Below are 25,211 nucleotides of genomic sequence, written 5' to 3' on the forward strand. Positions count from 1 at the left end.
GATGCAATCGCCCAAAGTGAGGGCTACGCCGTTTCGCAGCAAAAGAGAAAACTGATTGAGCAGGGCTTTGGCTGGGCCAAAACGGTGGGCCGGATGCGGCAGGTCATGGTGCGCGGGCTTGAGCGGGTCGATCAGATGTTTGTGCTGACGATGGCCGCGTACAACTTGACGCGTATGCGCACCTTGGGACAAATCCGTCTGCAGGCGCAGTGAGGGGTGAAAAAAACGGCAGCAGAGCTTCAAACCAATAACAAAAGCTCAAAAAAGCACTGGAATCTCAAAATATGAAACAGAACCGCAAAAATAAACCGCTTCGAGTCAGCTGCTGCGCTGGCGCAGTGAGTATTTCAGCAGCCTGCTAGAGGCCTAAATGGCTTAAAACTCTGTTGGCGGTGGCGCTATTGGAGGAAACTCGACACCCGCCAGCCCGGCCTGCCAGGGCGGGTACTTTCCCATCACCCGCACCAACAGCGGCCCGGCTTCCCAGCGCGCCAGCCAGGCCAGCAGATTGGGCCAGGGCTGGGCCGCAAACCAGGCCGCATCGGTGTGCGCAAACTGCCGCACAAAAGGCAGTATGGCCATGTCGGCCAGGCTGACAGAGGCGCCACATAGCCAGCCGTGGCCGTTGAGCCGGGCATCCAGTTCCATCAGCCAGCGGGCGGCGCTGCTGCGGTGGGCTTCAGCAAAGGCTTTATCGTCTCCCGCATGTTCGGCCGCGTAGCGATTCGGGTATTTGTAGCGGTCCAGGTCGCGTTTGAACGGGCCGTCGTTGGCGGCGATCAGGCTGTCCAGGGTGGCGCGGTCTGCCGCCAGCCAGCCTTCGGGGTCGTGCTGCTGCAGCGCCCAGCGCATGATGTCCAGGCTTTGGTCTATGACCTGGCCATCCGCCAACACCAGCACGGGAACGGTGGCCTTGGGTGAGGCGGCCAGCATCTCGGGCGGTTTGTTTCTCAGCACGATTTCGCGCAGCTCGCAGCGCTGGCCGCTGACGGCAATGGCCAGCCGCGCCCGCATGGCGTAGGGGCAGCGGCGAAAGGAATACAGGATGGGCAGGGGCGTCATGGCCGGGTTCAGGAGTCGGCCTGCCGCACGCCTATGTGTTGCCTATGGCACGTCTCGGCCAGATCGACCTGGTGCTGGCGCTCGCGATAGCCGGCTTTTTGTGCTTCGGTAGTGCGGCCATGGCAATGCGCGCAACTCACGCCCAGCTCATACAGCGGGTGCTTTCGGTCTTCCTCGCTCAAGGGATCGCGGCAGGAGCGGCACAGCGTGTGGTGGCCCACGTTCAGGCCGTGGCCGACTGACACGCGTTCATCGAAAACAAAGCACTCGCCTTGCCAGCTGCTGTGCTCTACCGGCATGGTTTCCAGATATTTGAGGATGCCGCCTTCCAGGTGGTAAACCTCCTCAAAACCCTTGGAGCGCAGAAAGGCGGTGGATTTTTCGCAGCGTATGCCGCCGGTGCAAAACATCGCCACCCGCGGTTTTTTGCCATCCACTTCGGCGAGTTTCCCGCCGGCGGCCATTTCCTTGTCCACCCAGCCCGGCAGTTCCGAAAAGCTGTGGGTGGCGGGGTTGATAGCGCCCTTGAACGTGCCTATGGAAACTTCGTAATCGTTGCGGGTATCGACCAGCACCACCGCCGGGTCGGCAATCAGCTGGTTCCAGTCCTGCGGCTTGACGTAGTGGCCGGCCATCAGCGCGGGGTGCACATCGGGCACGCCCAGAGTCACGATTTCGCGCTTGAGCCTGACCTTCATGCGGTAAAACGGCATCTGGGCGGCATGCGCTTCCTTGTGCTCCAGCGTGGCCAGGCGAGGATCGGCGCGCAAATAGGCCAGTACCGCGTGAATGCCATCGGGAGCGCCGGCAATCGTGCCGTTGATGCCTTCACTGGCCAGCAGCAAGGTGCCCTTGACGCCATGGGCTTCGCAGCAGGCGAGCAGCGGCGCCTGGAGTTCGGCAAAGTCGGGCAGTTCGACAAATTTGTACAGCGCGGCGGTCAGAAAGTCTTGCATGGTGATGAAAAAAGGGGTCGGCTTGAGGCGAGCCTGAATCGTACCGGAGTCGTCCGCGACGCGGTTTGATGCATATCAGAGCCCTTGCGGCTACTCAGGCCGCTCTTTTTGCAAGGGAAAAGTGCTTGTTACCGCCGCCAGCTGGGTGCTGGCAGCTATAAATATAGTAGCAACTGGCGGCCTGCCTGGGCGCCAAGCTGCTGCCGCAGGCTGCGCTAAAACCGACAAGGCGGCCAAGGCCTGCGCAGACTCTTGCAGTGCGCCTTAAACCTGCGGCGCCTTGACGATATCGCGGCTGACGACACCGTAGCGCTCCAGGCGGTCTTCCAGTTCGCCAAGATGGGCCGCCAGGGTGTTGTCGGTTTGCTCAATGCGGGCCAGCAGTGTCTGCTGCTGCTGGGCAAAGCGCTCATTGAGCAGGCTGCTGGCGGTGGCCTCGCGTTGCTGGGCTGCCAGCGACTGCATTTCCAGGTAGCTGCGCAATTCGGTGAAGCGCGAGGCCTCGGCCTTGTCGGCCAGCTCGCGCTGGGCGTTCAGCTCGCGGGTGTGCTTGCGCGCCTCCAGCAAGTTGGTGCTTTGCATATACAGGGTGCCGGCCAGGAAGACCGCCGTGGCCAGCACCAGCAGCAGCAGCATGATCAGACCCAGCGAAGCTTGAACGGTGGTAAAGCCCAGGCTCAGCACGCTGGCCCGCGTGAACTCATCCACATTCAGGGCGACAAACCCGGCGAGCAGCAAAATGGCCACAATGAAAAAAATGGTGCGTATGCGCATGCTGGTGCTCCCTGATTGTTTGTAAAAGTTTGCGATGCCGATTGAGGGGATTATGGGCCTCGCAGCCTGTTCCGGCTGTGGGACAATTCCGACCCTTGACCCCGCTTGACGGGGGCGAGGGCCCGTCATCAGGCCACCCCCTCATTCCTTTCATAGCCTTCCAGCCGACTCTTCTTTTTTCAATATGCAGAAAATCATTCGCCAGATCGCGGTCGAAATCAAGGCCCAGGAGCATCAGATCAAGGCCGCCGTGGAGCTGCTCGATGGCGGCGCCACCGTGCCCTTTATTGCGCGCTACCGCAAGGAAGCCACCGGCGGACTGGACGACGTCCAGCTGCGCGAACTCGAATACCGGCTGGGCTATCTGCGTGAACTCGAAGAGCGCCGCGAAGCCGTGCTCAAAAGCATTGAAGAGCAGGGCAAGCTCACGCCCGAGCTGCGCGCCGCGATTGAATTCGCCGCCACCAAGCAGGATCTGGAAGATCTCTACCTGCCTTACAAGGTCAAGCGCCGCACCAAGGGCCAGATCGCCCGCGAAGCCGGCATAGAGCCGCTGGCCGACAAGCTGTTTGCCGACCCGTCGCTGGTGCCCGCCGACGAAGCCGTGGCCTTTGTGAAGGCCGAAAAGAACGAAACCGGCGACGACTTCACCACCGTGCAGGCGGTGCTGGACGGCGTGCGCGACATCCTGAGCGAGCGCTGGGCCGAAGACGCGGCGCTGGTGCAGTCGCTGCGCGGCTGGCTCTGGAACGAAGGCCTGTTTTCCTCCAAGCTGGTCAGCGGCAAGGACGAAAACAACGCCGATCACGCCAAATTCCGCGACTATTTCGACTACGACGAGCCGATTGGCCGCGTGCCCTCGCACCGCGCGTTGGCGGTGTTTCGCGGCCGCGGCCTGGAGATTCTGGACGCCAAGCTGGTACTGCCGGTGCCGCCCGAAGCCGGCCAGCCCAGCATTGCCGAAGGCAAGATTGCCCTGCACCTGGGCTGGAGCCACAAGGCGCGGCCGGCCGACGACTTGCTGCGCAAATGCGTGGCCTGGACCTGGCGCGTCAAGCTCAGCCTGTCGCTGGAGCGCGACCTGTTCACCAAACTAAGGGAAGAGGCCGAAAAAGTCGCCATCAAGGTGTTTGCCGACAACCTGCGCGACCTGTTGCTGGCCGCGCCGGCCGGCCCGCGCGTGGTGATGGGCCTGGACCCCGGCATTCGCACCGGTGTGAAAGTGGCCGTGGTCGATGCCACCGGAAAACTGGTCGAAACCTCTACCGTCTACCCGCACGAGCCGCGCAAGGATTGGGACGGCTCGCTGCACACCCTGGCCAAGCTGTGCGAAAAGCACAAGGTCAACTTGATTGCCATTGGCAACGGCACGGCCAGCCGCGAAACCGACAAGCTGGCCGGTGACCTGATCAAGCTCATGGCCAAGATCGACCAGGCGATTGAAAAAGTCGTCGTAAGCGAAGCCGGCGCCTCGGTCTATTCGGCCAGCGAATTCGCCTCGCAAGAGATGCCCGATGTGGACGTGAGCCTGCGCGGCGCCGCCAGCATTGCGCGCCGCCTGCAGGACCCCTTGGCCGAACTGGTCAAGATAGACCCGAAATCAATCGGCGTGGGCCAGTACCAGCACGATGTGAACCAGAGCGACCTGATGCGCAGCCTGGACACCGTGGTCGAGGATTGCGTCAACAGCGTCGGCGTGGACCTGAACACCGCCAGCGTGCCTTTGCTGGCGCGAGTGTCTGGCCTGAGCAATACGGTGGCCAAATCGGTGGTGCGCTGGCGCGATGCCAACGGCGTTTTCACCTGCCGCGCAGATTTGATGAAGGTCACCGGCCTGGGCGCCAAGACCTTTGAGCAGAGCGCGGGCTTTTTGCGCCTGCGCACCAGCAGCAACCCGCTGGACATGACGGGCGTGCACCCGGAAACCTATCCGGTGGTGGAACAAATCATGGCGCACACCGGCAAGCCGGTGGCCGAGCTGATGGGCCGCGCCGAGATGCTCAAGACCCTGAAACCCGAGTTGTTCGCCAATGAAAAATTCGGCGTCATCACGGTCAAGGACATCATTGCCGAGCTGGAAAAACCCGGCCGCGACCCGCGCCCCGACTTCAAGGTGGCCCGCTTCAACGAAGGCGTGGAAGACATCAAGGACCTGAAAGAGGGCATGACGCTGGAAGGCACGGTCAGCAACGTCGCGGCCTTTGGCGCCTTCATAGATATTGGCGTGCACCAGGACGGCCTGGTGCATGTGAGCCAGCTCTCCAACAAGTTCGTCACCGACGCGCGTGAAGTGGTGAAAACCGGCGATATCGTCAAGGTGCGCGTGACCGAGGTCGACGTGGCGCGCAAGCGCATAGGCCTGACCATGAAGCTGGACGCCGCGCCGGCGCGCAAGGATGGCCCGCGCGACAATCGCTTTGAAAGCGCACGGCCGGGGCAAGGCCGCGGTGGCAATTACGGCGGCCAGAGCAGGGCGCCGCAACCGGCAGCATCCACCGCCATGGAATCGGCCTTCAGCAAGCTGGCGGCGCTGAAAAAATAAGCGCGCCAGTCGCCAGAACGACAGGGTTGGGCCGATTTTTATAGTCAAATCGCCCTCTAGCCCAAGACTGACGAGCGCCAATAGCTATTAAAACGATAGCTGTTGGCATGCTGCCGTAGCCGCCAAGCCATCAAGGAGTCCGCATGCCCGCCTTGTCATTGCCGCGATTCATCAAAGCGCCCAAGCCGCTGGCCTGCGCCGCCTTGATCGCCGGGCTGACGGCGACCGCCAGCGTGCAGGCCTGGCTGGTGGAAGAGGTGATGCGGGTTCCGGTGGCCGTCAGCAATGGCTACGGCAAGCCCGTCGCGCAAGACATCGTGGTCACGGTGTTTCATGATGACGCGGCAGCCAAGCCTTATCCGCTGCTGATCCTGGGCCACGGCCGCTCCCCCGATGCGGCGAGGCGCCAGGCCTTGGGACAGGCCAGGTACTCGGCCAATGCGCGCTGGTTTACCCGCCTGGGTTATATGGTGGCCGTGCCTACCCGCGTGGGCTATGGCGAAAGCGGTGGCGAAGATGTCGAGGACACCGGTAGCTGCAACCATAAAAACTATCCCCCCGGCTATGCCGCAGCGGCGCTGCAAACCCTCAAGGTGCTGGAAACGCTGAGGCAGCGGCCCGACGCGGCCAAGGACCGGGCCGTCATACTGGGCCAGTCTTTTGGCGGTACGACCGCCGTTGCCGTCGCCGCCATGAACCCGCCTGGCGTGCAGGCGGCCATCAACTTCGCCGGCGGCGGTGGCGGCAATCCCAAGACCATGCCGCAAAACCCCTGCGCGCCGGCGCGGCTGGAGCGCCTGTTTGCCGGCTACGGCAAAACCGCACGCCTGCCCACCCTCTGGGTCTATACCGAAAACGACATGTTCATGGGGCCAACCCACCCCCGGGAATGGTTTGATGCCTTCGAGGCCTCAGGCGGGCAGGGCGACTACACCCGCTTCCCGCCCCATGGCGAAGACGGCCACGGCCTGTTCACCCGCGCGCCCGAGGTCTGGCAGCCGCTGGTGCTGGATTTTTTCCGAGCCCATGGCTACCCCGAACTCCAGGCACCGCCGGCCAAACCATGAAAGCCCTGCGCATCTACGCCGGCCCGCTGGCGCGCCGGCACATTGAGCAACACGGCTTGCAGCCGCAAGACATTGGCGTGATTCCCGGCGCTGCGGGTGGGCCCAAGGGCTTGATGCTGGGCGCGCTGGATCGTTTAATCTTTGGCGACTGGCTGACGCAGAGCACGCAGACTGTGCATCTGGTGGGCGCTTCGATAGGCGCATGGCGCATGGCCACGGCCTGCCTGAATGATCCGGCGGCGGCTTTTCAGCAGCTGGAGGACGAGTACATCCAGCAGCACTACGCCTTGCCGCCGGGCCAGAAGCGCCCTAGCGCCGAATCCGTCAGCGAGCAGTTCAGCCAGAGCCTGCAAGACTTTTATGGCGGCCGGGTGCAGGAGGTGCTGACGCACCCGCGCTACCGGCTGCACATCGTCACCTCGCGCGGCCGCCACCTGCTGGGCCGGGAGCACAAAATCGCCACGCCCCTAGGCTATCTGGGGGCCTTTCTGACCAATGGCGTGCGCCGCAAGGCCATGGGCGCCTGGCTGGAGCGCGTGGTGTTTTCCAGCCCCAACACGGCCTTGCCCTTTGCCACCAGCGACTACCGCACGCGCCAGGTGGTGCTGAGCCAAGCCAACTTCCAACTGGCGCTGCAGGCCAGCTGCTCGATTCCCTTTATGCTCAAGGCGGTGCACAACATTCCTGGCGCACCGCCGGGAGCCTATTGGGATGGCGGCATCACCGATTACCATCTGCACCTCAAATATGCTCCCGAATTAATAGCTGCCAGCGCTGATGGTACGGGCAGTACAGCCACAAATGACTTAAGAAACCCGGGCCTGGTGCTGTACCCGCACTTCCAGCAAACCGTGGTGCCTGGCTGGCTGGACAAGGGCCTGAAGTGGCGCCACAAGGCGACTCACTTCCTCGACAACATGGTCTTGCTGGCGCCCGACCCGGACTGGGTCAAGGCCTTGCCCAACGGCAAGCTGCCGGACCGCCAGGACTTCATACGCTACGGCGCAGATTTTCAGGGCCGGGTGAAGGCCTGGACCGCTGCCGCCGCTGCAGGCCAGCAGTTGGCAGACGAGTGGCAGGCCTGGCTGGCGCGGCCGGATATGGACGTCGTCAAATCTCTCTAGAAGTTGAGTCCTGCGCGTGGGCGAGTGCGTGGTTCACCAGCACGGCAAGCTCGCTTTCATACTGCTTTCCCCAATAGATGAAATGCCTGGCAGGTATCACGACCGGATGCCAGGCAGGGGTAAGGCGTTCCCCTGCATTAAGTGCCGCAGCGCCGGCATACACAATGACACGAGGCCTGATCGCGCTTAGAAGGAATTCCATAGCGGAGCTCGTGCGATGCTGGCGCTGCAGGTCAGCAAAGCGCCTGCTTTGCCGGGCATAAGCATTGACCTCAACGACGTTCGCCTTGATTTGAGGGATAAATCTTTCGAGAGCCGCCCTTGAGCGATTAAATTTTCTGTGCTTCGTCTTGTATGCATCAATCCACGCAGTGCGGTCCATGCCCAATGAGTCAGTCCAGTAAGGCCAGAACTGCGTGGTTGTAGCGGGGTTGATTCCAACTATTGCGACGTTGCAATCGAATGGACTTCCTTCACAAAGAAGGGGGTGTGCCTCTTGCGTTTCATCCAGTAGCAGACGAAGTTGCGCAGATAACTCCGCCAGCGTCACAGCGAGGCCTCCAGCATTTCCTCATAGTCCTCGGTGCTGGCAAGGCGCGGATTGGTCTTGTGGCAGTGATCGGCCAGCGCATCCTTGATGATGTGGCCGAACTGGCTGCGCTGCACGCCCATGGCCGCCAGCCCTGCGGGCAGGCTCAGGCGGCCGCTCATATCCTTGATGGCGTGGGCGATGTCGCCGCCCGACTTCAGGCCCATGGCGCGTGCCATGCGCTCCAGCCGGTGTTCTTTTTGCACCGATTCGGCGCCGGCGTTAAAGCGCACTACCGCCGGCAAAAACATGGCGTTCAGCGTGCCGTGGTGCAGGCGCGGGTCAATACCGCCCAGGCTGTGGCTGAGCGAATGCACGCAGCCCAGGCCTTTCTGGAAAGCCATGGCGCCCTGCATGGAGGCGCTCATCATGTTCAGGCGCGCCTCGCGGTCGCTGCCGTCACGCGTGGCGCGCTCAATATACGCCCAGGCGCGCGCCAGGCCGTCCAGCGCGATGCCGTCGGCGGGCGGATTGAAGGCCGCCGACATAAAGGTTTCCATGCAATGCGCGATCGCGTCCATGCCGGTGGCGGCGGTGAGTTGAGCGGGCAGGCCCAGTGTGAGTTCGGGGTCGCAGATGGCGGTTTTGGGCACCAGATGCCAGGAGTGAAAGCCCAGCTTGCGGTGGTCGTCCACGATGAGGATGGCGCCGCGCGCCACCTCGCTGCCGGTGCCGCTGGTGGTGGGAACGGCAATGATGGGCGCCACGCGCTCGGTGATTTTGGCCGAGCCGCCCTCTATGGTGGCGTAGGTTTTTAGCGGGCCTTCGTGGGTGGCGGCAATCGCCACGCCCTTGGCGCAATCAATGGCCGAGCCGCCGCCCACGGCAATCAGGCCGTCGCAGCCGCTGGCCTTGTACCGTTCGGCGGCGGCGCGCACCGCCGCTTCGGTCGGATTGGAGGGGGTCTGGTCGAACACCGCCACCTTCATGCCGGGCAGGGCGTCCAGGGCTTTTTGCAAGAGGCCGGCCGCCTTGACGCCGGCATCGGTCACGATCAGCGGCCGGTTGATGCCCACGCGTTCGCATTCCTGCTTGAGCAACTTGAGCGCGCCATATTCAAACTGGATCTGGGTCACGTAGTAAATGAAGGCCATGTTTGCTCATCTTTCTGCGTTGTACGATGCGAGGCTGTTCAAGCCACCTTACTTTACTTTATGGCCCGAAAGAGATCGATGAATGGCAAGCAATCCCTGACCAGGGTCAGATTGGCGATGACAGTTCGATCTACCAAAGCGGCCAGCTTTCAGCCCTTTTTTCAATAAATGTCTTTCAATGCTGCCCAAGCCCTGCTGACACCCGCCACGCGGGATGTGCTCAGGCGTATGGCCAAGGCCGATCGCCCGCCCTTTCATACCCAAACCGTGGCCCAGGCCAGAGCCGCTTACGAAGCTGGTGCTGGCGTGCTGGAAATTCCCAGGCCGGCGCTGCCGCGGGTGGAGGATTTCCGCATCCCGGCGCGGGACGGCCATGACTTGGCCGCCCGCTTGTACGCGCCATCGTCTGAAAAATTGCCGGTGCTGCTGTATTTCCACGGTGGCGGCTTCACCATTGGCAGCATTGCCACCCACGACATTTTGTGTCGCCAGCTCAGTCAGCTGGCCGGTTGCGCTGTGGTGTCGCTGGACTACCGGCTGGCGCCCACGCACAAGTTCCCCACGGCCGCCAACGATGCCTGGGACGCCTTGCAATGGCTGTCGCTGCATAGCGGTGGCATGGGCCTGGACGCCACCCGGCTGGCCGTGGGCGGCGACAGTGCGGGCGGCACGCTGGCCGCGATGTGCGCCGTGCTGGCACGCGATGCCCGCCTGCCGCTGGCCTTGCAGCTGTTGTTTTATCCAGGCTGCGCGGCGCATCAAGACACGCCCTCGCACCGCCAGTTTGCGCAGGGCTTTGTTCTTGATAAAGCCAGCATCAGCTGGTTTTTCGATCTTTATCTGCGCAGCCCGGCGGACCGCGACGACTGGCGTTTTGCGCCCCTCAATGCCCCCGATGTGGACGAAGTGGCACCGGCCTGGATGGGTCTGGCCGAGTGTGACCCGCTGGTCGATGAGGGCCTGATGTATGGCGACAAGCTGCGGGCGGCCGGCGTGACTGTGGATCTGGAAATCTACCGCGGCGTGACGCACGAGTTCATCAAGATGGGGCGCGCCATTCCCGAAGCGCGGCAAGCGCATGCCGATGCGGCGCAGGCGCTGCGAGAGGCTTTCAACTTCAAGGCCTGATATGGAACGACAAGACTTTCGCTTTTTTCACCGCCTGCGCGTGCGCTGGGCCGAAGTCGACATGCAGAAGATCGTGTTTAACGCGCACTATCTGATGTATTTCGACACCGCCATCACCGACTACTGGCGCGCACTGGCCTTGCCCTATGAAGAGGCCATGCAGCAACTGGGCGGCGAGCTCTACCTCAAGAAAGCCGGCGTCGAGTACCACCGGTCGGCGCGGTTTGATGAGCAGCTGGAGGTGGCGCTCAAATACTCGCGCACAGGCAACTCGTCCATGGTCTTTGAGGGCGCCATTTTTCGGGGCGAGGAGTGGCTGGTCGGCGCCGAGCTGATTTATGTCTTTGCCAATCCGGCCACGCAAAGCCCGCTCACCGTGCCCGAGGCCTTGCGCAGCCTGTTAGCCCGGTTTGAGGCCGGCGCCGCCACGGTGACGCTCAAGACCGGCGACTGGCTCACCCTGGGCCCGGATGCCGCCAGGGTGCGGGAGGCCGTGTTTGTGCAAGAGCAGGGTATTGCGCCGGCGTTGGAATGGGACGAGGCCGACCACAGCGCCCAGCATGTCGTGGCCTATAACGGCCTGGGCCAGGCCATCGCCACCGGGCGGCTGGTCAGGCACGCCAGCGGCGTGGGCAAGATAGGCCGCGTGGCGGTTCACCACGCCCTGCGCGGCTCTGGCGTCGGGCAAAGCATCATGAGCGCGCTGGTCAATGAAGCCCGGCAGGTCGGCGAGGCCGAAGTCATGCTTTACGCTCAACGCAGCGCCCAAGGTTTTTACCTGCGCCTGGGTTTTGTGCCGCGCGGCGAACCCTTTGACGAGGCGGGCATTGCCCATATCGAGATGTTCAAGACGCTTTAACGGCTTCAGTCAGCGGCTGCCAGGAAAACCGTTCGCGGTGAATGCCTGACACTTGCGCGCCATGAACAGCGGCCGCCGCGGTTTCTGTTGTGTCCGGGCGCGGCGTTTGACCATAGCTGCGCTCCTCCACCGAGACCTCCCAGCGCCTGGCGCCTTCGCTATGGCCTGGTTCGCTGACCAGCAGCAAGGTGCTGCTGCGTGTGCCGTAGCCGTGCTCGGGATAGTCGACAAAGGCGCTGGACAAGGCCTGCTCCAGCGCCAGGGGAACACCGGTGAGTGGCAATTGTTCGGGCCGGGCCCGTTCACGATTGCCCAGTGCGGCCCACAGGGACGCCTGCAGCGCCTTTTCTTCTGGCTTGTGCAGCGCCAAGGCCAGTGCCTCTTTCAGTGCCGTGGTTTTCGGCCAGGGGGTATTCAGCGAAGCATTGGACAGACCGTAAACACCGGGCGCCAGAGGCTGACTTTGTAGCGGCGACGCGGCCGCCGTGGCTTGGCCGGCCGGCTTATTCGTCAGCCAGGTCCAGGCCTGGTGCTGGAAATCACCCACTATGAGGTTGAAGCCGCCATAGCTCGCGGCGTCTTTCGACAGGCTCTGGGCAAAGGCGTCGGCATCGCCGCTGGCTTCCAGCCAGCGCGTCACTAGTTCGCCCCGCGAGCGCGGCGCAAGCAGGGCTTGACCCTCGCGCACATTGGTGAGAAAAGCCACCCGCCCGTTCGGATTCATGCCCAGCCAGGTGCCACCGGCACGCAGGTCGCGGCCGGAAATGATGTCCTGGCGGGCCGGGCCTTGCCAGCGCGCCAGCGGCAAGGTCGGGCGGTTTAAGAACTCATCGCGATTGGCCGCAATCACCAGGGGCCAACGGGCTGAGGCGTTGATGGCAAAGGCGATCAGACACATGGGAAGTTCCTGGCTTGGCCAGGCTCAGATGTCTTCCAGCAGGGGATAGGGCAGAGGCAGCAGCGTCAAGGCGGGGCCGGTAGCGCTGCCTAGCGTCAACCGGCCTTCTTGGGCCGCGGAAGTCTGCATGGACACAATCGCATCAAAGCCGCCTGCGGGGTTGGCGGCGGCGGCGGCCACCAGCCCGCAGGGCTGTTCGGCATCAGAGGCATGAAACACTTCTTGCCCAACGGCGGGCATGCCATCGGTGTGCGCCAGATAGGCGCGGCGTTTCAGCGTGCCGCGAAACTGGCTGCGCGCCACGATTTCCTGGCCGGGATAGCAGCCCTTTTTGAAGTTCACGCCGCCCACCGATTCGTAATTCAGCATTTGCGGCACAAAGGCCTCAAAAATCGGCTGGGTGATCATGGCGATGCCAGACTGCACGCTAAGCCAGTGCCACAGGCCAATGTCCAGGGGCTGGCCCGTGGGACGCGGCGCGTCGGCAGGCGCACACCAGAGCGCACGTGGCTGCGCCGAGCCGGGGTACAGCACAATCAGGTTTGCCTCCCCAATATCGGTCTTGCCCCAAGCCAGTTGGCCATTTCCAGCGACTGATTCGATAGCATTTCCGACCAGGCCATAGAGGGAAAAATCGCCGGTGGCGTCGCTGAGCTTGGCCTTGGCACGCAGCACAAACATACTCAGGCGCTTGAGCGTGGCGGCCAGAATGTCGCGGCTGCACAGCAGCAGGATGTCTTCGTTGCTGCGCTTGAAGAGCAGAAAACTGGCCTGCATCCGGCCCTTGGCATTGCAAAAAGCGGCTAGGCGGGCCTCAGACAAACCCAGCAAGGCCACGTCCTGGGTCAGTTGACCTTGCAGGAACTTCACCGCATCTTCGCCGGCGACCCGAATCACCCCCAGGTGCGTGAGTTCGGCGATGCCGGAAATATCAGGGGCAGTGTTGAGCATGGTCATGGGCTGGTTCGCTGTCGTTGTAAAGATGGGCTGAATTATCATAGCCCTCTGATTTTGGGTTTTGCCATTGAAAAGGTAGTTGGGCTGTGCGTCGTGTCTTTACAAGTTTGCTGACTCTGCTGTTGACCGGCGCCTTGCTGCTAGGCGGCGCGGCCCTGTGGTGGCTGAACGAACCCATGGCGCTGCGCCTGCCGGCCGGCAGCCAGGTGCTGGACCTGGAGGTCGAGCCCGGCACACGTGCCAGCGGCGTGGCCGAGGCCGTGGTGACCAGCGGCGCCGAGGTGCCGGCGCTGCTGCTGCAAACCTGGTTCCGCTTGTCGGGGCAGGCCAAGCAGATCAAGGCCGGCAGCTATGAGCTGGTGCCTGGCACCACACCGCGCCAATTGTTGAGCATGCTGGTGCGCGGCGAAGAAGCGCTCAAAAGCGTCACGCTGGTAGAGGGGTGGACCTTTGCGCAAGTCCGCCAGGCGCTACTAAAAGCAGAGCAGCTCACGCCGGACACACAAGCGCTAGAGCCAAATTTGATCATGGAAAAGCTGGGCAAGCCAGGGCTGCACCCCGAAGGCCGCTTCTTCCCCGATACCTACACCTATGCCAAGGGCGCCAGCGACCTGGCGGTACTCAAGCGTGCCGCCCGCGCCATGGACAAACGCCTGGATACCGCCTGGGCGCTGCGCAGCCCGGACTCGCCGCTGAAATCGCCGGAGCAGGCCCTGATACTGGCCAGCATTGTGGAAAAGGAAACCGGCAAAGCCTCCGACAGGGCTCAAATTGGCGGTGTTTTCAGCAACCGGCTGCGCATAGGCATGCCCTTGCAAACCGACCCGACCGTGATTTATGGTCTGGGCGCGCAGTTTGACGGCAACCTGCGCAAGCGCGACCTGCAGGCTGACACGCCTTACAACACCTACACCCGTACCGGCCTGCCGCCCACGCCGATCGCCATGCCCGGCAAAGCCGCCTTGCTGGCGGCCGTGCAGCCGGCACCTACCAAGGCGCTGTATTTTGTGGCCCGCGGCGACGGCAGCAGCCAGTTCAGCGCCAATCTGGACGAGCACAACCGCGCCGTCAACAAATACATCCGAGGCAAATAATGGCCCCCACGCTCGTCGCTTCGCGTACTGCGCTGCCCCCCGAGGGGGCTGGCCTTGCTTGGGGCGGCCCGGCGCAGCGGCCAATAACCCCCACGCTTTCCAAGCTTCAAGCATGACTAAAAATTTGAGCGGCCTTTTCATCAGTTTTGAAGGCATAGACGGCGCCGGCAAGTCCACGCACATTGCGGCTCTGGCCGAGGCCTTCCGGGCCGAGGGCAGGGCGGTCACCTTGACGCGCGAACCCGGCGGCACGCCGCTGGCCGAAAAACTGCGCGCCATGGTGCTGGGTGACGCCATGGATCCGCTGACCGAGGCGCTGCTGATTTTTGCGGCGCGGCGCGACCACCTGGTCAATGTCATTGCGCCGGCGCTGCGGCGCGGCGAGGTGGTGCTGTGCGACCGATTTACCGATGCCACCTTTGCCTATCAGGGTGCGGGGCGCGGCTTTGACCTCAAGCTGCTGGCGACGTTGGAACAATGGGTGCAGGCCGATGAAGGACTGCTGGGCGACCCGGCCGGCAACCAGCCCATGAAACCCGAGGTGGAAACCGTCATAGAGCCGCACCTCACGGTCTGGTTTGACCTGCCGCCTGAAGAGGCCGCGCTGCGGCTGGCTGACGCCCGTGTGCCGGATAAATTTGAAGCCCAGCCGGTGGAGTTTTTCCGCCGGGTGGCGCAGGGCTATGCCGATCGCCAGCAGGGTCATCCCGAACGCTTTGCCCGTATTGACGCCGCCCAGGAGCGCGCCGCGGTCTGGCTGGCGGTGCGCCAGGTGTTTGTCGCCAAGGGCTGGCTGTCATGAGCGAGGCCAGCGCCGAAACTGCGGTGAATCGACAGCCGCTGGCCCCCTGGCTACAAACCCAACTGGAAGGCTTGCTGGCCCAGCGCGGCCACGCCTGGCTGCTCAGCGGACCCTCGGGTCTGGGCCAGTTCGATCTGGCGCTGGCGCTGGCGCGGGCTTGGCTGTGCGAGCAGCCTAGTGCGCAAGGCGCTTGCGGCCACTGCGGCAGCTGCCATGCGGTGGAAGTGCACACCCATGCCGATCTTTGCATGCTGATGCCGGAAACCCTGTCGCTGGCGCTGGGCTGGCCGCTGGACGAAAAAACCCAGGATGAGCTGGACAGCAAAAAACGCAAACCCAGCAAGGAAATCAAGGTCGATGCGGCGCGCGATGCCGTGTCCTTTACCCAGTTCACGCGTTCGCGCGGCAGCACCAAGGTGGTCCTGGTGTTTCCGGCCGAACGCATGAACACCATCACGGCCAACACCCTGCTCAAGACGCTGGAAGAGCCGCCCGGCCCGGTCAAATTCATTTTGGCCACCGATGCGGCGCACCAACTGCTGCCTACGATACGCAGCCGCTGTCTGGGCCACACCATGGTCTGGCCCGACTTTGAGCCGGCACTGGCCTGGCTGGGGCAGCAGGCCCAGCGCCAGGCGGCTGGCGAGGTTGGCGCCAAGAAAACGGCCAGGCCGCCTGAGGCTGCCGATCTGCAAACCCTGCTGGTGGCCGCTGGCGGCCGCCCGGCCGACGCCCTGAGCTGGGCCAACAACAGCGCGGCCGCCGACGCAGCCCAGCACTGGCAGGCCTTGCCCAAAGCCATGGCCAGGGGCGACGTCAGCGCGCTGGCCGACTGGGCGCCGGCACAGGCGGTCGATGCACTGCAAAAACTGTGTCACGACGTGCTGGCCGTTCGGGTCGGCGCGCCGCCGCGATTCTTCAGCGCCGGCGACCTGCCTGGCACCAAGCCTGGCCTTTATGCGCTGACCAACTGGGCTAAAGAGCTCAGCGCGACGGCCCGTACCGTGGAGCATCCCTATAACGCTGGCTTGATGCTCGAAGCGCTGGTCAGCCGTGCCCGGATAGCGCTCAATGCGAAATAAGGCGCCTGCTGGCCGTGACCGTTATTTTTCAATCGCCCAAGCCCAGCCAAACCGATAAACTAGCCGCATGAGTACCACGCCTCCCGCCAGTTCCCCTGCCGCCGCAGCCGCTTCCCGGCCCAGCGTTGTTCAACTGGTCATCAAGGAAAAGGCGGCGCTTTATGCGGCCTACATTCCCTTGTTCACAGAGGGCGGCCTGTTCATTCCCATGGCCCGCGAGTACAAGCTGGGCGACGATGTCTACGTTTTGCTGACGCTGCCCGAGGACCCGCAGCGTTATCCGGTCGCCGGCAAGGTCGCCTGGGTCACACCGCCGCGTGCCGCCGGGAATCGCACCCAGGGCGTGGGCGTGCGTTTTCCCGCCGACGAAAAGTCGCGCCTGCTGAAAATCAAGATTGAAGAAATCCTGGGCTCCCATCTGGCTTCAGACCGGCCGACGCAGACCATCTAGGTTGGCGCTCCCGGCTCGCCCCGGTTGGTAAAATAGCTATTGTTTATATAGCTGGCTGCGCCCTATACATATGGGCTAGCGGCCTTTTTTACTTGGAAGTGTGGTTTAAGCATGTTCACCGATTCCCATTGCCATTTGAGCTTTCCCGAGCTCCAGGCACAGTTGCCGCAGATTCGCCAGGCCATGCAGGAGGCCCAGGTAGACCGGGCGCTGTGCATTTGCACCACGCTGGAAGAGTTTGAAACGGTTCACGGTCTGGCCACCAGCTATGACAACTTCTGGTCCACCGTGGGTGTGCATCCCGACAACGAGGATGTGCAGGAACCCACATTGGACGACTTGCTGCAGCGTGCCAGCCGGCCCAAAGTGGTCGGCATCGGTGAAACCGGGCTGGACTACTACCGCCTCGGCGAGCGCAGCGTGGCCGACATGGAATGGCAGCGCGAGCGTTTCCGGGTGCATATCCGCGCCGCCCGCCAGACAGGCAAGCCACTGGTCATTCACACCCGCAGCGCCTCGGATGACACCCTGGCGATTCTGAAAGAGGAGGGCGAAGGCGCGGCGGGACAGGCGACGGCGTTCGAAAAGGCCAGGGGCGTTTTTCACTGCTTCACGGAAACCCAGGCCGTGGCCCGCGCCGCGCTGGACCTCGGGTTTTACATTTCGTTTTCCGGCATTCTGACCTTCAAGAATGCCGGCGACATCAGGGAAGTGGCCCGCTTTGTGCCGCTGGACCGCATGCTGATCGAGACCGACAGTCCATATCTGGCACCCATGCCTTACCGCGGAAAAACCAATAATCCGTCTTACGTGCCCTTTGTGGCGCAGCAGATTGCCGAGCTCAAACAGCAATCGGTGCAAGTCATCGCCGAGGCCACCAGCCGCAATTTTGAGCAGCTGTTTACCGGGGTGAAGGCATGAATCAAAAGTTCATCAATTACCTTAAGAAGTCTGTCTATCTATTTGTTTTTGTTGGGTTTGGCATGGCCACTGCCGGGTCTTATGATGATTTTTTTATGGCCATCAAACAGGACGATGCGGGCACAGTCAGGGAGCTGCTGGTTCGCGGTTTTGATGCCAACACCAGCGACCCGAAAGGACAGAACGGCTTGTATCTGGCGCTAGTGGAGCCTTCGCCAAAGGTCGCGCAGGTCTTGATCGACTGGCCCAAAACTGATGTGAACGCTGTCAATGCCAAGGACGAAAGTCCACTGATGCTGGCCGCGCTCAAAGGCAATCTGGCGCTGGCCGAAAAACTCATAGCCAAAGGGGCCGACACCAACAAGACCGGCTGGACACCATTGCATTACGCCGCCAGCGGCGGGCAACTGGCCATCATCAGCCTGCTGCTGGAACACAGCGCCTATATCGATGCCGAGTCACCCAATGGCACCACGCCCTTGATGATGGCCGCCATGTACGGCACGACCGCCGCCGTCAATCTGCTGCTGCGTGAAGGCGCGGATCCACAGCTCAAGAACCAGCAAGGCTTGAGCGCACTGCAGTTCGCCCAACGCGGTAATCGGCCAGATGCGGTGGAAGCCATTGCCGCTTCTATACGCAGCAAGCGGCCGGCCGGACAATGGTGAGGGGTTCAGTCGAGCCGCACATGCTTCTCTCCCGTCCCTAGCGCAAGCCCAAAAAGTAGGATTCCAGCTGTTCGATGGGCAGTGGCCGCGAAAACAGGTAGCCCTGAAACTGGTGGCAGCCCAGCTCGATCAGGATGTTTCGCTGGTCTTGCGTTTCCACGCCCTCGGCCACGACTTCCAGGCTGAGGGTCCGGGCCAGCGCAATGATGGCGCGCGAAATGGCGGCGTCGTTCCGGTCTGTAAGCAGGTCGGCGACAAAGCTCCCGTCAATCTTGAGCTGATCCAGCGGCAGGCGTTTGAGCACCGACAGCGACGAATACCCCATGCCAAAATCGTCGAGTGACAGTGTTACCCCCAGCGCTTTGAGCGTGCCCAGCTTGGCGATGGTGATCTCCATGCGGTCGGCCAGCAGACTCTCGGTGAGTTCGAGCTTGAGCCGGTGCGGCCGGATGCCGCTGCGCTTAATCGTGGCCATCACCATGTCGACGAAGTCCGGATGCCGGAACTGGCGCACGCTCACGTTGACCGCAATGTTCAAGTCCGCCGTTTCCGGCCGTTCGGCCCAGACAACCAGCTGCTCGCAGGCGGTCTCCAGGACCCACTGGCCCAACGGCAGGATCAGGCCCGACTCCTCGGCCACCGGAATGAAGTCTGCCGGTGCGATCAGGCCCCACGCGGGATGCTGCCAGCGCAGCAAGGCCTCGACGCCGGTGACGTGGTCATGGCGGTCCACCTGTGGCTGGTAGTACACCAGAAACTGCTGGTCCCGCAAGGCGACCCTCAGGTCTGAGCTGATGACGGCTTTGGCGCTGACGCTGGCCTGCATGTCGGGGTCGAAGAAACAGACCGTGTTGCGCCCCAGGGTCTTGGCCTGGTACATCGCCAGGTCGGCCTGCTTGAGCAACTCACTCACACTATCCTGTTGACCGTTGAGCAAGGCCACACCAACGCTGGAGGTCATGTAGTACTGGTGTCCATCCAGGTCGAAAGGCTCGCGCAAGTGGCTCAGTATTTTTTCGGCTACGTTCCCGGCTTTGGTGGCGTCCGGTTCATCACCCAGGTCTTCCAGCATGACAACGAACTCGTCACCGCCCAGGCGCGCCACGGTGTCGGTCTTGCGAACGCAATCAGATAGACGCGCAGCGACTTTTTGCAGCAGCAAGTCGCCCTTGTCGTGGCCCAAGGTGTCGTTGACGACTTTGAAGTGGTCCACGTCGATGAAGAGCAGCGCGCCTTGGCGCCGCGTGCGGGCGCTTTGGGCCAGCAGGTGCTGCAGCCGGTCCAGCAACACCTGCCGGGTGGGCAGTTCGGTCAGCGAGTCGTAAAAGGCCAGATGGTGGATTTTCTCCTCTGCCGCCTTGCGCTGGGTGATGTCGCGTCCAACGGCAACCCAGTGCGTGAGCTCGCCCAATTGCCCGAGCACCACGACGATTTCCAGTTCCACCCAGAACCAGCTGCCGTCCTTTTTGTAGATCATCAGCTCGTTGCGTACCTGCTTGTTCTGCTTTAGTGCCACCGACATGCGATGCAATCGTCCGATTTGGGGATCGGGCCCGAGCAGCATGCGGGGCGTCTGGCCAAGCACCTCGTCTCGGCCGTAGCCGGTGTGAAGCTCGAACGCATCGTTGACGAACACGATAAGTGGCTCAGATTCATCGGCTGGCGAGGCCTCGGCGATGACCACAATGTCGTTCAGGCGCGAGATGCTGGTTTCCAGCAGCATCAACTGCGCCTGCGACTTGCGCCGCTCGGTCACGTCGCGGAAGTAGACCGCAAGCCCTTCGGCGAATGGGTAGGCGCGAACATCAAGCCATTTGTCCAGGGTGGGGTAGTAGTCCTCGAATTCCACACGGCAATTGGTTTCGAGTGACTTCTCAAGCTGCTGCTTCAGGCGCTGCTCCACGCCATTGCCATAGTCCTGCCAGGCTTCCTTGCCCAGCAGCTCACCGGTCGTGCGCTGCAGCAGCCGTTCGCTTTCGCTGTTGAGGTATGTAAAGCAGCACTGGCGATCCAGCGTCACGAAAGCTTCCGTGATGCTGGCCAGCGTTGTCGTCAGGCGCATCGCCAGGCGAAGGGTTTGGCGGTGCGCCTGCTTCTGGTCGGAGATGTCCTGCAAAGCCCCCTGAATGCGGACAATCTGGCCGCTTTCTTCGTTCTGGCCGTACACGGCCTCGCCGACGGTGCGCACCCATTTGCGAGTCTTGGCCGTTGCCTCGATCTGCATTTCTTCATCAAAGGCGGTGCCACTTAGCCCGCAGTTATGGATAAAGGCGTTGATGCTGGCGCGCCACTCGGGCGTGTACTTGGCCGCCATCATTTCCAGCGTGATCGGTGTGTCTGCCGTCACGCCCAGAATGGCGGCGAACTCAGCCGAGTAGCTCAGTCGGTGGTCCGACAGGTCGATCGCCCAACTGCCGATATGTGCGGTGCGCTCGGCCACCCCGTTGCTGCAGAGGCAGGCAGGTAGACGGGCCAGCGCGTCATGATCGGGCGCGTGATCGGGTTGTGCTGGTACGTGGTAGTTATTCATGTTTCAAGTCGAATAGGAACCGATGTGAAAGTAGAAATCGCGCAGCTCACAGTTTATGGGGCCATGCGGACCTGCGGGTCCAAGGAGCACAACATGCACACCAGTGCCAATCACCCGGTTGAGAGAGATCAAGCGTCTTGCCAAGAATCTAGGCGAAGTGATGGTTGAGGATGTGAAATGGTAACGAGGCTGATACAAAAATAGGGTTGCAGGTTACTTTTAGAGTATCTTTCTACAAAGACTCCGAGGAGTCGGGCGACGATCCGGCGAGTTCAGATATCGAAAAACAGGACGGGAGCCATCGTGAACGCACTTGAGGAACTTAGTCAATGCCCGAATATTGCCACCTTGAAGCCCGCCTTGCAGAGACTTTGCGAAAAATTTGGGCGGATTGCAAGTCTGGATGTACTTACCGCCATGCATGAGGGCAGGAGGCAGGCCATCTGCTTCTTGAGGCTGGTTTCACCTGAAAAGGAAGATGCTCTCATGAAGACTCTGGGGGTGGGGCGTTTCGGGGGGGAGATCGTGTTTGTCGTGGATCTCGGGGTCAGCGAGGATGCCGGTCCGTCCTCCCAGTGGGCCCAGTTCGAGGATTACCAGTAGGCCGATCGCACTAGTGTCATGCTCGATTCGGGCTGGGCACTTTCGGAAAACATGGAGCGTATCAACATGAAATCCCGTTTACTTTCCCTTGTGCTTATCGGCCTCTTTTTTGGGGCACCTGTGCGGGCCGACATACTAAATGCCATTGCCAAGGTCAAACCATCAGTGGTCATTGTGGGCACCTTCAAGACTACAAGCAGCCCGCGTTTTGGTCTGAGGGGCACGGGCTTCGTCGTGTCCAATGGAAATCGAGGCCAGGGCAATTTGGTCCTTACCAACGCTCACGTTCTTCAGCAACCATCTGAAGAGAACCTGGACGCTGGTTTGGTGGTTCAGATCAGGGTGAGTCAAACTGAATTGCAGATGCGTCCAGTCGTTGTACTTGAAGTGGACAAGCTTCATGATCTGGCTTTGCTGCGGTTTGAAGGGCCTCCTGTACCGGCGCTCAATGTGCGTGATTCCGGCATGGTTCAAGAGGGACAAAACATTGCCTTCATGGGGTTTCCAATTGGAGGCGCGCTTGGTTTCTCACCCGTGACGCATAGGGGCATGGTTTCATCCATCGCTGCGGCGGCTTTACCTACGCCTACGGCTCAGCAGCTCAATGAAAAAACGATTCTTAGCCTGCGCGGGGGAGGGAGTTTCAATATCTTTCAACTCGATGGAACGGCTTACCCCGGGAACAGTGGCGGCCCCTTGTTTGATCCGGAAACGGGTGACGTCCTGGGCATTGTCAACATGGTGTTCATTAAAGGAACCAGAGAGTCGGCTTTGACAAACCCTTCTGGAATCACTTACGCGATTCCATCTGTGTTTATTCTGCAGTTATTGCAACGGAGCAAGCTCAACTGAGCCTGAGCTGACTGGTCGGCAGCTCCATTCAACTCAAGCCTGACATTGACTGATCTCAAGTCTGGCCCTAGCTACCCCTGCCGACCATAAGCATCGTCAAACCGGACAATATCGTCTTCACCCAGATAGGCGCCGGATTGAACCTCAATCATCTCCAGCGGGACGCGGCCGGGATTTTCAAGGCGGTGAGTCGTACCCAGCGGAATGAAGGTGGACTCGTTCTCGGACAGCAAAAACGTGTCCTCTCCCCGCGTCACTTTGGCCGTACCGCGCACCACGATCCAGTGCTCGGCGCGGTGATGGTGCATTTGCAGGGACAGCGTGCCACCGGGTTTGACCACAATGCGCTTGACCTGAAAGCGCTCACCCGCGTCCACGCTGTCATACGAACCCCAGGGGCGAAATACCTTGCGATGAACTATGCCTTCGGAGCGGCTCTGGCGTTTCAAGTTCTCGACGATCAATTTGACGTCCTGAGTCTTGTCCTTGTGCGCCACCAAAATGGCATCTGCGGTTTCGACCACCATCAAGTCATTCACGCCCACGCAGGCCACTAGCCGGCCGTCAGAAAGCGCCAGCGTGTTGTGGCAGCCCTGCAGCAGCACGTCACCCTGCGACACGTTGCCGTCAAGGTCTTTGGCAAGCACCTTCCACAGCGCATCCCAGGCACCGACGTCCGACCAGCCTGCGTTGAGTGGAATGACCAAGCCTGGCGGGAGTGCTGGAGCATCCAAGTCGCGTATCGCCGTCCCTGCGGCAAGGCGCTCCATGACGGCGTAATCGATCGAGTCACTGGGGCAGGCGGCAAAAGCCTGTTTGCCCACCCGCACAAACTCGCCATCGGCTGAGCTTTGATCCCAGGCGGACTGGCAAGCCAACAAAATGTCAGGCCGACAGGCGCTTATGGCCGCCAGCCAGATCGAGGCGCGCATCATGAACAGGCCGCTGTTCCACAGATAGCTGCCTTCATTCAGATAGGCTTGCGCCGTCAAAAGATCAGGTTTTTCGACAAATCGGGCAATCAAGCTGGCGCTCGAAGCGTCCGTCTGGCCTACCGGCCCGCTGTAGCTTGCGCCTGATTGGATATAGCCGTAGCCGGTTTCCGGTGCATCAGGCGTGATGCCAAAAGTGACCACGGCCCCGTCGGCTGCCAGCAAAGCGCCCTGGCTAACAACCCGCTGGAAGGCCGCTGTGTCGGTGATGACGTGGTCCGCCGGCATCACCAGCAGCACCGGATCCGCTCCTGTTTTTGTAGCTGCTAGCGCAGATAGGGTAAGGGCTGGGGCCGTATTTCTTCCAAAAGGTTCGAGAATGATGGTGCCGGACTTGTCCAGCAGGCGTAATTGCTCGGCAATGACAAAGCGGTACTCCTCGTTGCAGACCACCATAGGCGGCGCCAGTTCGGCGCCGGCAATGCCATCGACTCGCCTAACCGTGGCTTGCAGCAGGGAGTCATTACCCATCAGGGGCAGCAACTGCTTGGGGTATTTTTCGCGTGACAGCGGCCACAGGCGGGTGCCGGAGCCACCCGATAAAACCACGGGTTGAATCAGGATCAAGGGGGGCCTCGCACCTTCATGCCCGGGCTTGAGCAAATCAGTCGCTAGAGGCCGTATCCGCGTCCCTGGTCCGGCGGCCGGAATCAGGTCTTGGGCATGGGAGACATCATTTGCAGTCGTCACTTCGATCCCCTCCTGAGTTGTGTCCGGTCCATGCCGCCTGCTTCGCTGCAAAGTCAATCAACGTACGGGTTGGCGTGCCGAAGTTATTTCGCGCTTATTTGAATTTCAATGTTTTATTCAATGCCTGATGGGTGTAGTCGGCCAAGCTTGTTGAGCGTCAGGTTTGAGCGTAGCCATTAGGGTTGGCGCTTTGCCAGCGCCAGGCGTCCGCGCACATGGTTTCGAGCCCGCGCTGAGCACGCCAGCCCAGCAGTGTCAAGGCCTGCGCCGGATCAGCGTAACAGGAGGCGATATCGCCGGCGCGACGCGGTGCCAGTTGGTAGGGCACGGGCTTGCCGCTGGCCTGCTCGAAAGCGCGCACCATGTCCAGCACGCTGTAGCCCACGCCGGTTCCCAGGTTGACGGTCAGGCACTCTGGCTGTGCCTTTAATCGCTCCAGTGCCATGAGATGGCCCTGCGCCAAGTCCATCACGTGGATATAGTCGCGCACGCCGGTGCCGTCTGGTGTGGTGTAGTCCTTGCCCCACACATTGAGAAACTCGCGTCGCCCCACCGCCACCTGGGCCACGAAGGGCAACAGGTTGTTGGGTTCGCCCCGTGGGTCTTCGCCTATCAAGCCGCTTTCATGCGCGCCCACCGGATTGAAGTAGCGCAGGATGCCAATGCGCCAGCTTGGGTCGCTGCGGTACAGGTCGCGCAGCATGTTTTCAATGAACAGCTTGCTCTGGCCATAGGGGTTGGTGGCTGAAAGGGGATGGTCCTCGCGCAAGGGCAGGTGTTGCGGGTCGCCATACACGGTGGCCGACGAGCTGAACACCAGGGTTTTGACGCCGCATTGCGTCATGGCCTCCAGCAGCCTGACTGTGCCCACCACGTTGTTGTCGTAATAGGCCAGCGGTTTTTGCACCGACTCGCTCACCGCCTTGAGGCCGGCGAAGTGAATGACAGAGCTTGCGCCGCTCTTGCGTAAGGCGGCTAGCAGCGCTGCCGAATCGCGGATGTCGCCCTCGATCAGGCCAGGTTTCTTGCCGGTAATGCGTTCTACCCGTGCCAGCGCTTCAGGCTGGCTGTTGCTGAAGTTATCAAAAACAGTGACATCTTGACCTGTGCCCAGCAGTTCCACGCAAGTGTGGGAGCCAATATAGCCAGCACCTCCGGTTACAAGAATCATGCTCATTGGATATGCCTTCGGAATAAAAACATGATCAATTTGCCCTCAGCGCCAGAACCAGGAGCCTGCGTCGTGGCAATACTTGCCCCAGCAGCCTTGCGCGCAGACTTGGGGTGCGCGGCGCCTTCCACCCCAGCATTGCAAAGCAAGACAACTGATCAGATCGTACTCTTCACCAGGCCTTAGCGGTACAAGGTTGGTACGGTCTATGTGCTCTGCTTAAGTGCTTTAACGAGAAGGTGGCACGCTTGCACAAGGCAAGGTCAGCGCCATGTTGACCGAGTTCACGGATTAATAGGTTGCCC

At 61.7% G+C, this 25,211-nt stretch carries 24 protein-coding genes; 14 read left to right on the top strand and 10 right to left on the bottom strand.

From position 1 onward, the window contains the following. Positions 1 to 213: transposase (locus BM160_RS11940; RefSeq protein ID WP_177218997.1), on the top strand; the 213-nt coding region annotated here is incomplete at its 5' end. Between the two features lie 162 nt (positions 214 to 375). Here the strand turns inward: BM160_RS11940 and BM160_RS11945 are convergent. The 3 genes from BM160_RS11945 to BM160_RS11955 all read right to left on the bottom strand — a co-directional run bounded on the left by BM160_RS11945 (position 376) and on the right by BM160_RS11955 (position 2,792). Beyond that, entirely contained in the window at positions 376 to 1,062 is a 687-nt protein-coding gene (locus tag BM160_RS11945; protein WP_092005432.1) for a glutathione S-transferase, read from the bottom strand. 8 nt (positions 1,063 to 1,070) lie between these two features. After that, on the bottom strand, positions 1,071 to 2,018 hold the full coding sequence (locus tag BM160_RS11950) for an oxygen-dependent tRNA uridine(34) hydroxylase TrhO (protein WP_092005435.1): 948 nt from the start codon (positions 2,016 to 2,018) through the stop codon (positions 1,071 to 1,073). A gap of 264 nt (positions 2,019 to 2,282) precedes the next feature. Next, positions 2,283 to 2,792, bottom strand: a complete 510-nt coding sequence (locus BM160_RS11955; RefSeq protein WP_092005437.1) for a hypothetical protein — start codon at positions 2,790 to 2,792, stop codon at positions 2,283 to 2,285. Between the two features lie 184 nt (positions 2,793 to 2,976). Here BM160_RS11955 and BM160_RS11960 point away from each other — a divergent pair, with 184 nt between their 5' ends. The 3 genes from BM160_RS11960 (at position 2,977) to BM160_RS11970 (ending at position 7,525) form a co-directional block, all read left to right on the top strand. Beyond that, on the top strand, positions 2,977 to 5,334 hold the full coding sequence (locus BM160_RS11960; RefSeq protein ID WP_092005440.1) for a Tex family protein: 2,358 nt from the start codon (positions 2,977 to 2,979) through the stop codon (positions 5,332 to 5,334). Positions 5,335 to 5,477: 143 nt separating this feature from the next. Next, positions 5,478 to 6,401, top strand: coding sequence for an alpha/beta hydrolase family protein (locus tag BM160_RS11965; RefSeq protein ID WP_092005443.1), 924 nt, complete (start codon positions 5,478 to 5,480; stop codon positions 6,399 to 6,401). Continuing rightward, positions 6,398 to 7,525 (top strand): patatin-like phospholipase family protein, encoded by a 1,128-nt coding sequence (locus BM160_RS11970; RefSeq protein WP_092005446.1) that lies wholly within the window; start codon positions 6,398 to 6,400, stop codon positions 7,523 to 7,525. The genes BM160_RS11965 and BM160_RS11970 overlap by 4 nt, the downstream gene beginning before the upstream one ends. Here BM160_RS11970 and BM160_RS11975 read toward each other — a convergent pair. Beyond that, positions 7,512 to 8,075 (bottom strand): hypothetical protein, encoded by a 564-nt coding sequence (locus BM160_RS11975; protein ID WP_092005449.1) that lies wholly within the window; start codon positions 8,073 to 8,075, stop codon positions 7,512 to 7,514. The genes BM160_RS11970 and BM160_RS11975 overlap by 14 nt on opposite strands. After that, entirely contained in the window at positions 8,072 to 9,208 is a 1,137-nt protein-coding gene (locus BM160_RS11980; RefSeq protein WP_092005452.1) for an iron-containing alcohol dehydrogenase, read from the bottom strand. Before BM160_RS11980 ends, BM160_RS11975 begins: the two co-directional genes overlap by 4 nt. A 168-nt stretch (positions 9,209 to 9,376) precedes the next feature. Between BM160_RS11980 and BM160_RS11985 the strand changes: the two genes are divergently transcribed. Beyond that, complete coding sequence (locus tag BM160_RS11985) at positions 9,377 to 10,336, top strand: alpha/beta hydrolase (protein ID WP_092005454.1); 960 nt, start codon at positions 9,377 to 9,379, stop codon at positions 10,334 to 10,336. 1 nt (position 10,337) lies between these two features. Next, entirely contained in the window at positions 10,338 to 11,195 is an 858-nt protein-coding gene (locus BM160_RS11990; protein WP_092005457.1) for a YbgC/FadM family acyl-CoA thioesterase, read from the top strand. Here the strand turns inward: BM160_RS11990 and BM160_RS11995 are convergent. Then, complete coding sequence (locus tag BM160_RS11995) at positions 11,182 to 12,093, bottom strand: NRDE family protein (RefSeq protein ID WP_092005460.1); 912 nt, start codon at positions 12,091 to 12,093, stop codon at positions 11,182 to 11,184. The two genes, BM160_RS11990 and BM160_RS11995, sit on opposite strands and share 14 nt — an antisense overlap. 24 nt (positions 12,094 to 12,117) lie before the next feature. Further along, a complete protein-coding gene (locus tag BM160_RS12000; RefSeq protein ID WP_092005463.1) occupies positions 12,118 to 13,050 on the bottom strand; it encodes a CAF17-like 4Fe-4S cluster assembly/insertion protein YgfZ in 933 nt (310 codons plus the stop codon). 86 nt (positions 13,051 to 13,136) lie between these two features. Here BM160_RS12000 and mltG point away from each other — a divergent pair, with 86 nt between their 5' ends. From mltG to BM160_RS12030, 6 genes are all read left to right on the top strand, one after another. Continuing rightward, complete coding sequence (gene mltG, locus BM160_RS12005; protein ID WP_092005466.1) at positions 13,137 to 14,144, top strand: endolytic transglycosylase MltG; 1,008 nt, start codon at positions 13,137 to 13,139, stop codon at positions 14,142 to 14,144. A gap of 112 nt (positions 14,145 to 14,256) precedes the next feature. Further along, positions 14,257 to 14,946: a dTMP kinase gene (tmk, locus tag BM160_RS12010; protein ID WP_092005469.1), complete on the top strand. Its 690-nt coding sequence runs from the start codon at positions 14,257 to 14,259 to the stop codon at positions 14,944 to 14,946. Next, a complete protein-coding gene (locus tag BM160_RS12015; RefSeq protein ID WP_092005472.1) occupies positions 14,943 to 16,028 on the top strand; it encodes a DNA polymerase III subunit delta' in 1,086 nt (361 codons plus the stop codon). The genes tmk and BM160_RS12015 overlap by 4 nt, the downstream gene beginning before the upstream one ends. Positions 16,029 to 16,095: 67 nt before the next feature. Further along, positions 16,096 to 16,479, top strand: a complete 384-nt coding sequence (locus BM160_RS12020; protein ID WP_092005475.1) for a PilZ domain-containing protein — start codon at positions 16,096 to 16,098, stop codon at positions 16,477 to 16,479. Between the two features lie 111 nt (positions 16,480 to 16,590). Continuing rightward, on the top strand, positions 16,591 to 17,400 hold the full coding sequence (locus tag BM160_RS12025; protein ID WP_092005479.1) for a TatD family hydrolase: 810 nt from the start codon (positions 16,591 to 16,593) through the stop codon (positions 17,398 to 17,400). Then, positions 17,397 to 18,068, top strand: coding sequence for an ankyrin repeat domain-containing protein (locus BM160_RS12030; RefSeq protein WP_092005482.1), 672 nt, complete (start codon positions 17,397 to 17,399; stop codon positions 18,066 to 18,068). The genes BM160_RS12025 and BM160_RS12030 overlap by 4 nt, the downstream gene beginning before the upstream one ends. 37 nt (positions 18,069 to 18,105) lie before the next feature. On the opposite strand, the gene BM160_RS12035 is transcribed toward BM160_RS12030, so the two are convergent. Beyond that, the gene (locus BM160_RS12035; RefSeq protein WP_092005485.1) at positions 18,106 to 20,598 is read right to left on the bottom strand and encodes a sensor domain-containing protein; all 2,493 of its coding nucleotides are present in this window, start codon (positions 20,596 to 20,598) and stop codon (positions 18,106 to 18,108) included. 303 nt (positions 20,599 to 20,901) lie between these two features. On the opposite strand from BM160_RS12035, the gene BM160_RS12040 reads away from it, so the two are divergent. Together BM160_RS12040 and BM160_RS12045 are read left to right on the top strand one after the other, a co-directional pair. Next, positions 20,902 to 21,201 carry a hypothetical protein gene (locus BM160_RS12040; protein ID WP_092005488.1) on the top strand — a complete coding sequence of 100 codons (300 nt, stop codon included), beginning with the start codon at positions 20,902 to 20,904 and terminating at the stop codon, positions 21,199 to 21,201. A gap of 18 nt (positions 21,202 to 21,219) precedes the next feature. Beyond that, positions 21,220 to 22,053 carry a S1 family peptidase gene (locus BM160_RS12045; RefSeq protein ID WP_255368846.1) on the top strand — a complete coding sequence of 278 codons (834 nt, stop codon included), beginning with the start codon at positions 21,220 to 21,222 and terminating at the stop codon, positions 22,051 to 22,053. 71 nt (positions 22,054 to 22,124) lie between these two features. Here the strand turns inward: BM160_RS12045 and BM160_RS12050 are convergent, their stop codons facing one another. Both BM160_RS12050 and galE read right to left on the bottom strand, forming a co-directional pair. Then, a complete protein-coding gene (locus BM160_RS12050; protein WP_369821782.1) occupies positions 22,125 to 23,648 on the bottom strand; it encodes a mannose-1-phosphate guanylyltransferase/mannose-6-phosphate isomerase in 1,524 nt (507 codons plus the stop codon). 244 nt (positions 23,649 to 23,892) lie between these two features. Continuing rightward, the gene (gene galE / locus BM160_RS12055; protein WP_218156612.1) at positions 23,893 to 24,912 is read right to left on the bottom strand and encodes a UDP-glucose 4-epimerase GalE; all 1,020 of its coding nucleotides are present in this window, start codon (positions 24,910 to 24,912) and stop codon (positions 23,893 to 23,895) included. Positions 24,913 to 25,211 lie beyond the last annotated feature (299 nt).

The organism is Polaromonas sp. OV174, assembly GCF_900112285.1.
Taxonomy (GTDB): Bacteria; Pseudomonadota; Gammaproteobacteria; order Burkholderiales; family Burkholderiaceae_C; genus Polaromonas.

Excerpts from the sequence above, each read along its gene's own strand:
- BM160_RS11970 (WP_092005446.1), top strand. The coding sequence starts at position 6,398 with ATGAAAGCCCTGCGCATCTACGCCGGCCCGCTGGCGCGCCGGCACATT.
- BM160_RS11965 (WP_092005443.1), top strand. The coding sequence starts at position 5,478 with ATGCCCGCCTTGTCATTGCCGCGATTCATCAAAGCGCCCAAGCCGCTG.
- BM160_RS12025 (WP_092005479.1), top strand. The coding sequence starts at position 16,591 with ATGTTCACCGATTCCCATTGCCATTTGAGCTTTCCCGAGCTCCAGGCA.
- BM160_RS12030 (WP_092005482.1), top strand. The coding sequence starts at position 17,397 with ATGAATCAAAAGTTCATCAATTACCTTAAGAAGTCTGTCTATCTATTT.
- BM160_RS12035 (WP_092005485.1), bottom strand. The coding sequence starts at position 20,598 with ATGAATAACTACCACGTACCAGCACAACCCGATCACGCGCCCGATCAT.
- BM160_RS12000 (WP_092005463.1), bottom strand. The coding sequence starts at position 13,050 with ATGACCATGCTCAACACTGCCCCTGATATTTCCGGCATCGCCGAACTC.
- BM160_RS11980 (WP_092005452.1), bottom strand. The coding sequence starts at position 9,208 with ATGGCCTTCATTTACTACGTGACCCAGATCCAGTTTGAATATGGCGCG.
- BM160_RS11960 (WP_092005440.1), top strand. The coding sequence starts at position 2,977 with ATGCAGAAAATCATTCGCCAGATCGCGGTCGAAATCAAGGCCCAGGAG.
- BM160_RS11995 (WP_092005460.1), bottom strand. The coding sequence starts at position 12,093 with ATGTGTCTGATCGCCTTTGCCATCAACGCCTCAGCCCGTTGGCCCCTG.
- BM160_RS11955 (WP_092005437.1), bottom strand. The coding sequence starts at position 2,792 with ATGCGCATACGCACCATTTTTTTCATTGTGGCCATTTTGCTGCTCGCC.
- BM160_RS11945 (WP_092005432.1), bottom strand. The coding sequence starts at position 1,062 with ATGACGCCCCTGCCCATCCTGTATTCCTTTCGCCGCTGCCCCTACGCC.
- BM160_RS11990 (WP_092005457.1), top strand. The coding sequence starts at position 10,338 with ATGGAACGACAAGACTTTCGCTTTTTTCACCGCCTGCGCGTGCGCTGG.
- BM160_RS12020 (WP_092005475.1), top strand. The coding sequence starts at position 16,096 with ATGAGTACCACGCCTCCCGCCAGTTCCCCTGCCGCCGCAGCCGCTTCC.
- BM160_RS11950 (WP_092005435.1), bottom strand. The coding sequence starts at position 2,018 with ATGCAAGACTTTCTGACCGCCGCGCTGTACAAATTTGTCGAACTGCCC.
- BM160_RS12015 (WP_092005472.1), top strand. The coding sequence starts at position 14,943 with ATGAGCGAGGCCAGCGCCGAAACTGCGGTGAATCGACAGCCGCTGGCC.
- tmk (WP_092005469.1), top strand. The coding sequence starts at position 14,257 with ATGACTAAAAATTTGAGCGGCCTTTTCATCAGTTTTGAAGGCATAGAC.
- BM160_RS11985 (WP_092005454.1), top strand. The coding sequence starts at position 9,377 with ATGTCTTTCAATGCTGCCCAAGCCCTGCTGACACCCGCCACGCGGGAT.
- BM160_RS12045 (WP_255368846.1), top strand. The coding sequence starts at position 21,220 with ATGCTCGATTCGGGCTGGGCACTTTCGGAAAACATGGAGCGTATCAAC.
- galE (WP_218156612.1), bottom strand. The coding sequence starts at position 24,912 with ATGAGCATGATTCTTGTAACCGGAGGTGCTGGCTATATTGGCTCCCAC.